The following is a 13,275-nucleotide window of genomic DNA, read 5'->3' as shown; positions in this document are numbered from 1 at the left end:
TAAACCGATGCTATGACTTCACCATTAATTACAATGAATAATACATTTCAAATTCCAACGGATGCGGCGCCATACGGATACGTTTCACATCTTCTTCTTTAAAGGCAATGTAACTGTTCACCCAATCTTGGCTGAATACGCCGCCACGAGTTAAGAAGTCGTGATCGGCTTTCAATGCGGCCAATGCTTCTTCTAAAGAGGCGCAAACGGTCGGCACCAAAGCATCTTCTTCCGGCGGCAGGTCATACAGGTTTTTATCGGCAGGATCGCCCGGATGGATTTTGTTTTGAATACCGTCCAAACCGGCCATCAACAAAGCGGCAAAACACAAGTAAGGGTTAGCCATCGGATCAGGGAAGCGTGCTTCGATACGGCGTGCTTTGCTGCTGTTCACAAACGGAATCCGAATAGAAGCCGAACGGTTTTTGGCAGAATAAGCCAATTTGGTCGGTGCTTCGAAATGCGGAACCAAACGTTTGTATGAGTTGGTTGAAGGATTGGTAATGGCATTCAATGCACGGGCGTGTTTGATAATACCGCCGATGTAATAAAGCGCCATATCAGACAATCCGGCATAACCGTCACCGGCAAACAGGTTTTGGCCGTCTTTCCAAATAGATTGGTGAACGTGCATACCGCTACCATTGTCACCCATCAGCGGTTTGGGCATAAAGGTGGCTGTTTTACCAAAGTTATGGGCAACATTTAAAACTACATATTTCAAATCTTGTGTCCAGTCGGCACGTTTCAGCAAAGTATTGAAACGGGTACCGATTTCCATTTGTGAACCGGTAGCAACCTCGCCATGATGTACTTCAACCGGAATACCGATTTCTTCCAATACGCTCGACATAGCGGAACGCAAATCCTGACCGGCATCAACGGGGGCAACCGGTGAATAACCGCCTTTAACCGTAGCACGGTGGCCGGTATTTTGACCGTCCAAATGTTTACCGCTGCTCCATGCGCCGCTTTCGGAAGTAATGGCAAAACGTGCTTTGTGCATATGGGTTTCAAATTCGATGCCGTCAAATACGAAAAACTCAGGTTCGGGGCCGAAAAATGCGGTGTCGCCGATACCTGAAGATTTCAGATAAGCTTCGGCACGACGAGCGATAGAACGCGGGTCTCTGTCGTATCCTTGGCCGTTAGAGGGATCGATCACATCGCAGGTCATCACAACCGTAGCGTCATCATAAAACGGATCGATATAGGCAGTAGATGCATCAGGGCGCAATTGCATATCGGAAGCTTGAATGCCTTTCCAGCCGCCGATAGAAGAGCCGTCAAAAGCCTGGCCGTTTTCAAACCATTCTTCAGGGTCGTCCAACACAACGCGTGCCGGAATGGTGAAGTGATGCTGTTTACCTTTGGTATCGGTAAAGCGCAAATCAACAAAACGGATTTCGTTGTCTTCGATCAGTTTAATTACATTTTTTACAGACATTTTTTTCTCCTATATTCAGAAATGTCAATTGAGAAATCAATAAGATTGGACGAGCCGGAATCATGATAAACCGTTGTAAGTTTTCAGACGGCCTCAGCTAATTACCATGCTATACATCTAGAAAATCCATCATACTTTCTGCCGCTTCCCGCCCTTCGGCGATAGCGGTCACCACCAAATCCGAACCGCGTGTAACGTCACCGCCGGCAAAAACTTTCGGATTGGCTGTTTGTTGTTTTAAGCTACCTTGTGCCGCGATACGGCCTTTACCATCAATATTAACACCAATATCGGCCAACCACGGCATCGCATGAGGGGCAAAACCGAATGCCACGATAACGGCATCACAAGGAATCACCTCTTCACTACCTTCGATAATTTCGGCACGACGGCGGCCATTGGCATCGGCTTCGCCCATACGGGTTTTCACAATTTTAATACCGCAAACCCTGCCCGATTCATTAGTATGCACGGCCAACGGTTCCGCTTCTATTTCAACAGGTTGTGCATTGAATTGGAACTCAACGCCCTCTTCTTTAGAATTAGTGTATTCTTTTTTACTGCCCGGCATATTGGCCGCATCACGACGGTATACGCAAGTGACCTCCGCCGCGCCTTGGCGTACGGACGTGCGTACACAGTCCATCGCCGTATCACCACCGCCCAATACAACCACACGCTTGCCTTCCATGCTGACATAATCGGGCGAATCAAAATGAAGCAGTTTTTGGGTATTGCCGATTAAAAACGGCAATGCAGAATATACACCCTCGGCATTTTCACCATCAATACCGGCCTTCATACCCTGATAAGTGCCGACACCTAAAAATACCGCATCGTACTCATCAACCAAATCATTTAGTTGTACATCTTTGCCGATATCGACACCTAGCTTAAACTCAACACCCATATCGCTAAACATCTCGCGACGGCGGCTCATCACGCTTTTTTCCAACTTAAACGACGGGATACCGAAAGTGAGCAATCCGCCGATTTCCGGTTGGCGTTCAAAAACGGTAACATCCACACCGTTTCTAATCAGCACATCGGCACAACCCAAACCTGCCGGTCCGGAACCGACCACCGCCACTTTTTTACCGGTTTTGGGTACATCGCGAACCTGCGGTTTCCAACCCATTTCAAAGGCTTTTTCGGTAATGTATTTTTCCACATTACCAATGGTTACCGCGCCAAACTCTGCATTCAGCGTGCAATCGCCTTCACATAATCTGTCTTGCGGGCACACACGGCCGCAAACTTCCGGCAGACTGTTGGTCGAGTGCGCCAATTCGGCAGCTTCAATAATCCGGCCTTCATTGGCAAGGCGCAGCCAGTTGGGAATATTGTTATGCAACGGACATTTACTTTGGCAATAGGGATTACCGCACTCTAAGCAGCGATCTGCTTGAGATTGCGCTTGTGTTTCGGTAAATGACTGATAAATTTCTACAAATGTTGTTTTGCGTGTATCAAGGGGAATTTTAGGCGGATCAACGCGCGGCAGATCGATAAATTGATATACATTCTCGCGGGACATGGTTGGTTCCTTTTTATTTTATTGTTTATTTCTGTTTTCAGACGGCCTCTCTCATAGCCGACAGGCCGTCTGAAAAACTTATGCGGTCACTTCTCGAAGCTCCATAACAGTGCGCCGTTTGTGGCCTAAAAGGGCATTTACATCGTTGGCTTTGGGTTTCACCAACACAAATTTGCCGACATGATTTTCCCAATCACCGAGAATGCGTTCACCCAAACGGCTATGGGTCAATTCAACATGACGTTCAATCAAACCGCGCAAATGCTCCTGATGGGTAGGCAAATCAACAATACTCAAGCCTTCCACCAACTCGCCGTTAATACGGCCTTGGAAACGACCATCCACATCCAACACATAAGCGAAGCCGCCGGTCATACCCGCACCGAAATTAATACCGGTTTTACCCAACACGGTTACCACACCGCCGGTCATATATTCGCAACCATTGTCACCAATACCTTCCACAACCGCCAATGCGCCCGAATTTCTCACGGCAAAACGTTCGCCGGCACGGCCCGAAGCAAAGAGTTCGCCGCCGGTTGCACCATAAAGACAGGTATTGCCTGCAATAGCCGCATCTTCGGCTTTAAAGGCCACACCGTTATGCGGTTTGATAACAATACAGCCGCCTGCCATGCCTTTACCGACATAATCGTTGGCATCACCGGTCAGATTCAGGGTTACCCCACCGGCAAGCCATACACCGAGGCTTTGTCCGGCAGTACCATTCAAGTTGATATTGAACTCCTGCCCCGCTTTGCCACGATTGCCATGCTGCTTGGCAATCCATCCAGATAAGGTCGCACCAACCGAACGGTCAAGATTTGAAATATCGAAACTCAAATCGGCACTGCTGCCATTTTCGAGTGCGGTTTCCGCAGCTTCAATAATTTCTTTATTCAGACGGCCTTTATCAAACGGCGCATTATTTTGCATGCAATAACGTGCACTACCATCCGGTACTTTAGGCGAATACAGTAGCTTGCTTAAATCCAAACCACGTTGTTTGCTTGTTTTCCCTTCAATGATTTCCAGAAGTTCGGTTCGGCCAATTAGGTCGGTAAGTTTTTCCACACCGAGTTCGGCCATAATTTCACGCACATCTTGAGCAATAAATTTAAAATAATTCATTGCCTTATCGACATTACCGTGATAATGCTGACTACGCAAAGTATCATCTTGGGTTGCGATACCGGTCGCACAGTTATTCAAATGACAAATACGCAGATAACGGCAACCCAATGCCACCATCGGACCGGTACCGAAACCGAAGCTTTCCGCACCGAGAATCGCAGCTTTAACAATATCCAAGCCGGTTTTCAAACCACCGTCCACTTGCAAACGGACTTTATGGCGTAAATTGTTTTCCACCAATGCCTGTTGCGCTTCGGCCAAACCCAATTCCCACGGCGAACCGCAGTATTTTACGCTAGATAAAGGCGAAGCTCCTGTACCGCCGTCATAGCCGGCAATGGTAATCAGATCGGCATAAGCTTTAGCCACACCGGTAGCAATGGTGCCGACACCGGGCAATGAAACCAATTTAACCGAAATCAAGGCCTTAGGATTGATTTGTTTCAAATCGAAAATCAGCTGCGCCAAATCTTCAATAGAATAAATATCATGATGCGGCGGCGGTGAAATCAAGGTAGAGCCCGGCACCGCATAGCGCAATTGCGCAATATACGGGGTTACTTTATCACCAGGCAGCTGACCGCCCTCACCCGGTTTTGCACCTTGTGCCACTTTAATCTGAATCACATCGGCACTCATCAGATAAGCCGGTGTCACACCAAAACGGCCGGACGCAACCTGTTTAATGCGCGATACTTTATCGGTGCCGTAACGTTTCGGATCTTCCCCGCCCTCGCCAGAGTTGGAATAACCGCCCAAACGGTTCATCGCCATCGCCAAAGACTCATGCGCTTCGGGGCTTAATGCACCAATAGACATGGCAGCACTATCAAAACGTTTATACAGATTTTCAGACGGCTCAACCTGGTCAATCGAAATCGGCGTAGCCGTTTCGGTTTTTAACCGCAACATATCGCGAATAGTTGTTACCGGGCGGTTATTCACAGCATCACGGTAAAGGCGGTATTTACCGTAATCCCCGCTATTCACCGCTGCCTGTAAGGTGTTCACCACATCAGGGTTGTAAGCATGATACTCACCCTGCGGTTTGAATTTAAGCAAACCACCCGCATCAATATCCTGACTACGGCGCCATGCACGTTTGCGGGTAGCAGAGATTTGCTCATGCAAATCGTTAAATGAAGCACCTTCCACACGGCTGGTAATACCCGGGAAACACATATCCACAATTTCGCTGTTCATGCCGACTACTTCAAACAGGCGGGCACACCGATAAGACGATACGCAGGAAATACCCATTTTCGACATGATTTTATACAGGCCTTTATTGATGCCGTTACGGAAATTAGCCATCACCACACGCAAAGGCTTGGTAATCACACCGGTATTGACCATGTGCGCCAAACTCTCATAAGCCAAATAAGGATAAACTGCCGTAGCCCCCAATCCGATTAATACGGCAAAGTGATGAGGGTTTCGTGTCTCAGCAGTTTCCACAATAATATTGGCATCGCAGCGCAAATTAGCATTAACCAACCGGTTCTGTATCGCACCTACTGCAAGCGCAGATGGTATCGGCTGGCGGTCTTTGGCGATATTTCTATCGGAAACCACCAACAATACTGTACCCTCGCGCGCAGCCTGTTCGGCCTGATCACATAATGCCTCTATAGCATCTTTCAAATTGGCTTCAGGCGCATAGGTAGCATCTAATACGGTATGTTTGTAATGCTCTTGCGGCAGTGACATCATTTGCTGCATATCCGAATAAAGCAATATCGGGGATTTGAAATTCACACGGTGTGACATGCCTTCCGCTTCGAAAAATACACTCATTTCCCTACCGATACTGGTCGCAAGACTCATCACATGAGCTTCCCGCAAAGGATCAATCGGGGGGTTGGTAACTTGTGCAAAATACTGGCGGAAATAATCGAAAGTTAGTCTAGAACGCTCGGACAATACAGCAAAAGATGCATCATCCCCCATTGAGCCGACAGCCTCTTGCCCATCTTCACCCAATACACGGACGATATTTTCCAACTCTTCGCGATCATAAAGAAACTGCTTATGGTATACATTTAACGTATCCGCACTCATAGATGCTTCACCGGCTTCGTTATCCGGCAACTGCTCAAAAGGAATCAAACGTTTAACATTTTTTTCCAACCATGCACGATACGGGTGGCGGGCGCGTAATTCATTATTAATCTCGTCGGAATGCAATAACTTTCCGTTTTTGGTATCAATCACCAATAACTGACCGGGCCCGACACGACCTTTTTCCACCACTTCATCCGGCGCGTAATCCCAGATACCGACTTCAGAAGCAATCGTAATCAAACGGTCTTGCGTAATGACATAACGCGCAGGACGTAAACCATTGCGGTCTAAGTTACAGGCGGCATAACGGCCATCTGAAAGTACGATACCGGCCGGACCATCCCAAGGTTCCATATGCATAGAATTAAAATCATAGAATGCGCGTAAATCGTCATCCATATCCGGATTTTGCTGCCATGCAGGCGGAACCAACAGGCGCATAGCCCGGAACAAGTCCATACCGCCGCTTACAAATACCTCCAACATATTATCCAGCGAGCTGGAATCTGAGCCGCTTTCATTCACAAAAGGTGCGGCCGTCTGTAAATCCGGAATCAACGGAGTATGATATTTGTAACCACGGGCACGCGCCCAAGCACGGTTACCGGAAATCGTATTGATTTCACCATTATGCGCCAGATACCGGAAAGGCTGAGCCAGCTTCCAGCGCGGCTGGGTGTTTGTAGAAAAGCGTTGGTGGAAAAGACAAATCGCCGATTGCATACGCAAGTCACCCAAGTCCAGATAAAACTTAGGCAAATCTTTCGGCATGCACAAACCTTTATAAACAATAGTTTGATTAGATAAACTACAAATATAAAAATCCGGATGATCAATACGTTTTTCAATGCGGCGACGTGTTACAAACAAACGGCGTTGTAAATCCTGAGTACGCCAACCGCTCGGCGCATTCACCAATACTTGTTTAATCTGTGGCATATCCGCCAACGCAATCGAACCCAATACCGCAGGATTGGTTGGCACATCACGCCATGCGGCAATACCTAAGGTTTCACGAGTCAGCTCTTCATTGATAATATCAATATACTCTTGTGCTTTTTCATCATCCTGCGGCAAGAAAATCTGCCCTACGGCAAATTTCTGCGCCAATGAAATCCCCGTCTCTTGCGCCACTGTACGAAAAAATGATTCCGGCATTTGCAAAGAAACACCGCAACCGTCACCGGTTTTACCATCGGAAAGAATCGCGCCACGGTGCTGCATGCGCGACAAACCCAAAATAGCATTACGGACAACTTTATGGCTCTGAATACCATCAATATTGGCAATCAGACCGAAGCCACAATTTTCTTTTTCTAATGAACGGTCATAGAGCATATTCATATTTGTGTTCCTGCTGAATGTAATTGTAATAATTAAAGATAGGTAAATAACGGTATGGAATGTGGCAAATAAATAGTTTTGACAAATCGCTTTAAAAATATCATCTCTGCGATTCGTTTAATGGACTCAATCAATAGCCGCACAATAACTTTCATCTGCATTTTAAACAAAATTGTCAACAATCCGCAATAGAATTGTTGACAATTTTGTTTAAATATCACATCTTTTAATACGTTAAAATATTTTTATTTTAAAAAAATATTTATCTACCCCAATGATTTTAATATTTAATTATTTTGAAAAGCAATTCTAGGATAGTATTATTTTCCGCCTATAAAAAATAATAACTGATTATTTTTCAATACGAATCTATCCAACGCATTCATAATATAACCTGTTATTAGACCTAAATGCAAAACTTTAAGATCAAAAGAAGCTACTTTACTTAATCATGAGCACTCTAAATAATATTTATTAATAATCATTATTATTAACACTACTTCATCTTACAAAATACATAAAAATATAGACTATTCCATATTACATATACAGAATATTAGCATCATTGTTTACGAATTAAAGACTCTCCGTAGATACATTCATATATCTCACTTAAATTTATTTTTGCATATAAAACAACCAAAACCATACTATTTTGGTTTTGGTTGTTTAGTGTATATGTGATAAATTCAGTAAAAAACTTAAGATAAAAGATGAGCAACGCCGGCTTTTTCTTCTTCTAACTCTTTCAAAGTCAGATTGATACGTTCTTGGCTAAAGTCATCAATTTCCAAACCTTCTACTAATTTATATTCGCCATTTTCACACGTTACAGGGAAACCAAACATAGTACCTTCAGGGATGCCGTATGAACCATCAGAAGGAATACCCATAGTCACCCATTTACCATTTGTACCCAATACCCAGTCATGGATATGGTCAATAGCTGCATTAGCAGCAGATGCAGCTGAAGATAAACCACGCGCTTCAATAATAGCAGCGCCACGTTTACCAACAGTCGGCAGGAATACTTCCGCATTCCATTTTTGATCATTAATCATATCTTGGACACGTTCGCCGTTAATGGTAGCAAAACGGTAATCGGCATACATGGTTGGCGAGTGATTACCCCATACACATAATTTCTCAATGTCGGCAACAGCCTTACCGGTTTTTTCTGCAATCTGGCTTAATGCACGGTTGTGATCCAGTCGCAACATGGCCGTAAAGTTTTTAGCAGGTAAATCCGGTGCTGATTTCATAGCAATATAGGCATTTGTATTGGCCGGGTTACCCACTACCAATACTTTCACATTGCGATCGGCAACTTTATTAAGTGCGGCACCTTGTTTGGTGAAAATCTCAGCATTGGCAAGCAACAAATCAGCACGTTCCATACCTTTGCTGCGCGGCCGCGAACCAACCAAAATAGCAATTTGTGCATCTTTAAATGCTACTTCAGGATCATCGGTCGTAAACATATCAGCGAGAAGCGGAAATGCACAATCTTGCAGTTCCATCATCACGCCTTTGACGGCATTTTGCGCTTGAGGCAAATCAAGTAATTGCAAAATAACCGGTTGGTCTTTACCTAACATTTCTCCACTGGCAATACGGAATAATAATGCATAACCAATTTGACCGGCAGCACCGGTTACAGCCACACGAATGGGGGATTTCATACCAAAACTCTCCTGAAGAATTATTAATAAGCTGTCAAAACAATTAATACCAATAAAATTTATAAATTAAGTTAAAAACACAATAACTTATAAATAAATTTTATTTAAAACAAATAAAAATATATTTACTCTGACAGCTATTATCATACCAAATTTAAAAGGGCAGGCAATAGGATTTTGTAGACATTTTCATCATAATTTTATTTTATTTTTTAAATAAAATTTGAATATATAAAATACTCAATACGATAGTACCCTTAAATATTTTAGAGTTAAGATTCAAAAATAAGGGCTCTTTAGATTGCTACAAATACTCCCCTATTTCACCTAATGGGCCACACTGTCTGAGTAGTAGCAAACCCTTTCCAACTGGGGATTTATCTTCAAACTATCGGGTCACTTGTTAAATTTCATTAAAAAGCTATAACAAAAGACTGGTCAATCAGTTATAAAACATGTAAATTACGCTCTGATGCGTTTTCATGTAATCGACTGTAGTCAGAAGCGTGAAATTATCTTGTTTTGAGTTTTGAGTTATTTTTTAGTTATTTTTTTAAGAAAAGTATTTGTGTAAAGAGGATATTCAAATGCAGACGAAACAGCGCCCTGTATTCCTTGAAATCCCTAATATCAGACTACCGATACCTGGGATTGTTTCCATTCTCCACCGCATCAGCGGCGTCCTTTTATTTGTGACACTACCACTGTTGCTGTATTTCCTTTCAGGCACTTTGAGTCAAGAAGCTGATTTTGAGACATATCGTACAATCATCTCTAACCCCTTAGTCAAGCTACTTTTAATCGGTTTGCTTTGGGCTTATATGCACCACTTCTGTGCAGGCATACGCTTTCTTTTTTTAGATGCCCATAAAGGATTAGAGTTAAAAACTGCTCGTAAAAGTGCCCAAATTGTATTTGTTACAGCTTTGGTACTAACAGTCGTAATAGGAGTATGGTTATGGTAGATCGCAAATTGGCAGGCGCCCATTATGGCCTGCGGGACTGGGCAATGCAACGAGCAACAGCTGTTATTATGCTTATCTATACCGTTGCTTTTATTATATTTCTACTCTCTTTGCCTGGTGATTATGAATCTTGGCAGGTATTTTTTTCACAAACATGGGTAAAAACCCTTACCCAACTTACTTTTATTGCCCTATTCCTCCATGCTTGGGTAGGCATCCGTGATTTGTGGATGGATTATATCAAGCCCTTCGGTTTAAGGTTATTTCTTCAGGTAGCCACCATTGTTTGGTTAGTAGGCTGCCTAGTGTATTCAGTTAAAGTAATTTGGGGTATTGTATGAGTTTTCCTATTCGTAAATTTGATGCCGTTATTGTAGGCGGCGGTGGCGCAGGTTTGCGCGCAGCGTTACAACTGTCTAAATCCGGTTTGCACACTGCAGTTTTATCTAAAGTTTTCCCAACCCGTTCCCATACTGTTGCAGCACAGGGCGGCATCTCTGCTTCACTGGGTAATGTCCAAGAAGATCGTTGGGACTGGCATATGTATGACACGGTAAAAGGTTCAGACTGGCTTGGCGACCAAGATGCTATTGAGTTTATGTGCCGTCGTGCCCCAGAAGCAGTAATTGAACTAGAACATATGGGCATGCCGTTTGACCGCGTAGAAAGCGGTAAAATTTACCAACGTCCTTTCGGCGGACACACTGCAGAACATGGTAAACGTGCAGTAGAACGTGCTTGTGCCGTTGCCGACCGTACCGGTCATGCCATGTTGCACACCCTATACCAACAAAATGTACGTGCGAACACACAATTCTTTGTGGAATGGACCGCCCTTGACTTGATTCGCGATGATAATGGCGATGTAATCGGCGTAACCGCAATGGAAATGGAAACCGGTGACATTTATATTTTCCATGCAAAAGCCGTATTATTTGCAACAGGCGGCGCCGGTCGTATTTATGCATCATCTACCAATGCATTTATGAACACAGGTGACGGTTTAGGTATTTGCGCCCGTGCAGGTATTCCTTTGGAAGATATGGAATTCTGGCAATTCCACCCAACAGGTGTTGCAGGTGCCGGTGTATTGATTACTGAAGGCGTTCGTGGTGAAGGTGGTATCCTGCTAAATCGCGACGGTGAGCGCTTTATGGAACGTTATGCACCTACCGTAAAAGATTTGGCTTCTCGTGATGTGGTATCACGTGCAATGGCAATGGAAATCTACGAAGGTAGAGGATGCGGTAAAAACAAAGACCATGTACTGCTCAAAATCGATCATATCGGTGCTGAAAAGATTATGGAAAAATTACCGGGCATCCGTGAAATTTCTATTCAATTTGCCGGTATCGACCCGATTAAAGATCCTATCCCAGTCGTGCCGACAACCCACTATATGATGGGTGGTATTCCGACAAATTACCACGGCGAAGTCGTTGTACCCAAAGATGGCAACCCTGAGGCAGTTGTTAACGGCTTATATGCAGCGGGCGAATGTGCTTGTGCATCCGTACACGGTGCGAACCGACTCGGCACAAACTCTCTATTAGACTTGGTCGTATTCGGCAAATCAGCCGGCGACAGCATGATTGAATATATCAAACAGCAAAATGGCTGGAAAGAACTACCTGACAACGCTGGAGAACTTACCAAACAACGTTTGGATCGTTTAAATAATCAAACAAACGGTGAAAACGTAGACGATCTCCGCCGCGAACTACAAAAAACTGTTCAATCACATGCAGGTGTATTCCGTACTGATGCTATCTTAAAAGAAGGTGTTGATAAAGTTCTGAAGCTTGCAGAGCGTATTAAAAATACTGAAATTGCAGATAAAAGCCAAGTCTGGAATACCGCACGCATTGAAGCATTAGAGTTGGATAATTTGATTGAAGTTGCCAAAGCAACCTTGATAGCAGCAGAAGCACGAAAAGAGTCTCGTGGCGCACATGCTTCTGATGATCACCCAGATCGTGATGATGTAAACTGGATGAAACACTCCTTATTCTATACTGCAAACAACAGTTTAGATTACAAACCTGTACATACAAAACCATTGACTGTCGATTACATCGAACCAGCCAAACGCGTTTACTAAAAAATATAAGGAACACAACACATGGAAAAAATACGTTTTCAAGTGTACCGCTACAATCCTGACGTAGATGCGAAGCCGTACATGAAAGATTATGAATTAGAAATCGAACCAACTGATGTCAAGTTACTTGATGCAATTATCAAGCTAAAAGCAATGGATGACAGTATTTCATTCCGACGCTCATGTCGAGAAGGCATTTGCGGTTCGGATGGGATGAATATTAACGGTAAAAACGGCTTAGCCTGTCTCACCGACATACGAAGCCTGAAACAACCCATTAAATTACGCCCATTACCTGGATTACCGGTTATCCGTGACTTAATTGTCGATATGACTCAGTTTTTCAAACAATATCACTCCATCAAACCTTATATGGTTAACGATGTCCCTACACCGGATGGTCGGGAACGCTTGCAAACTCAGGAAGATCGTAAAGAGCTTGACGGCCTATATGAATGTATTCTGTGTGCTTGCTGCTCAACAGCCTGCCCTTCTTTCTGGTGGAATCCCGATAAATTTGTCGGCCCTTCAGGCTTGTTAAATGCCTATCGTTTTATTGCAGACAGCCGCGACACCATTACCAATGAGCGATTGGACGATTTAAACGATCCGTACCGACTATTCCGTTGTCACACCATTATGAACTGTGTTGACGTATGTCCAAAACACTTGAATCCTACCCGTGCGATAGGTAAGATTAAAGAAATTATGTTGAAACGAGCGGTTTAAAATATGCCTGTTTTTGATGATGCTGCCAAGCGCAAAATACATTACCAAACACGCCGAGGGCTGCTTGAGCTTGACATTGTACTCAAAAGATTTATGGCTAAAGAATTTCAAAATCTCAGTGATGATGAATTATCTGTATTTGTAGATATTTTAGAATTACCCGATCAAGAGTTCTTGGCTTTAGTCAACCAAAAGGAAGAAGCTAAAGACAGCCGTTTTCTTCCAATTTTGGAAAAAATAAGACGTGCTTAATGATATTTAAGCCGTCTGAA

The 13,275-nt window shown here is 43.9% G+C and carries 9 protein-coding genes; 5 read left to right on the top strand and 4 right to left on the bottom strand.

Going from position 1 to position 13,275, the window contains the following annotated elements; genetic code table 11:
* Positions 1 to 28: 28 nt before the first annotated feature.
* The 4 genes from glnA to NXS09_RS00725 form a co-directional block, all read right to left on the bottom strand.
* A complete protein-coding gene (gene glnA / locus NXS09_RS00740; protein WP_259290655.1) occupies positions 29 to 1,447 on the bottom strand; it encodes a type I glutamate--ammonia ligase in 1,419 nt (472 codons plus the stop codon).
* A gap of 109 nt (positions 1,448 to 1,556) precedes the next feature.
* A complete protein-coding gene (locus NXS09_RS00735) occupies positions 1,557 to 2,984 on the bottom strand; it encodes an FAD-dependent oxidoreductase (protein ID WP_259290654.1) in 1,428 nt (475 codons plus the stop codon).
* A gap of 78 nt (positions 2,985 to 3,062) precedes the next feature.
* Entirely contained in the window at positions 3,063 to 7,526 is a 4,464-nt protein-coding gene (gene gltB, locus NXS09_RS00730; RefSeq protein ID WP_259290653.1) for a glutamate synthase large subunit, read from the bottom strand.
* Positions 7,527 to 8,227: 701 nt separating this feature from the next.
* The gene (locus NXS09_RS00725) at positions 8,228 to 9,208 is read right to left on the bottom strand and encodes a malate dehydrogenase (protein ID WP_259290652.1); all 981 of its coding nucleotides are present in this window, start codon (positions 9,206 to 9,208) and stop codon (positions 8,228 to 8,230) included.
* A gap of 587 nt (positions 9,209 to 9,795) precedes the next feature.
* Between NXS09_RS00725 and sdhC the strand changes: the two genes are divergently transcribed.
* The 5 genes from sdhC to NXS09_RS00700 are packed head-to-tail and all read left to right on the top strand — an operon-like array spanning position 9,796 to position 13,255.
* On the top strand, positions 9,796 to 10,173 hold the full coding sequence (sdhC, locus tag NXS09_RS00720) for a succinate dehydrogenase, cytochrome b556 subunit (RefSeq protein WP_259290651.1): 378 nt from the start codon (positions 9,796 to 9,798) through the stop codon (positions 10,171 to 10,173).
* On the top strand, positions 10,167 to 10,514 hold the full coding sequence (sdhD, locus tag NXS09_RS00715; protein ID WP_259290650.1) for a succinate dehydrogenase, hydrophobic membrane anchor protein: 348 nt from the start codon (positions 10,167 to 10,169) through the stop codon (positions 10,512 to 10,514). Before sdhC ends, sdhD begins: the two co-directional genes overlap by 7 nt.
* Positions 10,511 to 12,274 carry a succinate dehydrogenase flavoprotein subunit gene (sdhA, locus tag NXS09_RS00710; RefSeq protein WP_259290649.1) on the top strand — a complete coding sequence of 588 codons (1,764 nt, stop codon included), beginning with the start codon at positions 10,511 to 10,513 and terminating at the stop codon, positions 12,272 to 12,274. The genes sdhD and sdhA overlap by 4 nt, the downstream gene beginning before the upstream one ends.
* A 21-nt stretch (positions 12,275 to 12,295) precedes the next feature.
* Positions 12,296 to 13,003: a succinate dehydrogenase iron-sulfur subunit gene (locus NXS09_RS00705; RefSeq protein WP_259290648.1), complete on the top strand. Its 708-nt coding sequence runs from the start codon at positions 12,296 to 12,298 to the stop codon at positions 13,001 to 13,003.
* A 3-nt stretch (positions 13,004 to 13,006) separates the two neighbouring features.
* Complete coding sequence (locus NXS09_RS00700; RefSeq protein ID WP_259290647.1) at positions 13,007 to 13,255, top strand: FAD assembly factor SdhE; 249 nt, start codon at positions 13,007 to 13,009, stop codon at positions 13,253 to 13,255.
* Positions 13,256 to 13,275: the final 20 nt, after the last annotated feature.

The organism is Neisseria montereyensis (genome assembly GCF_024834045.1).
Lineage (GTDB): Bacteria > Pseudomonadota > Gammaproteobacteria > Burkholderiales > Neisseriaceae > Neisseria > Neisseria montereyensis.
This window is presented reverse-complemented; position numbering and strand designations above follow the sequence as displayed.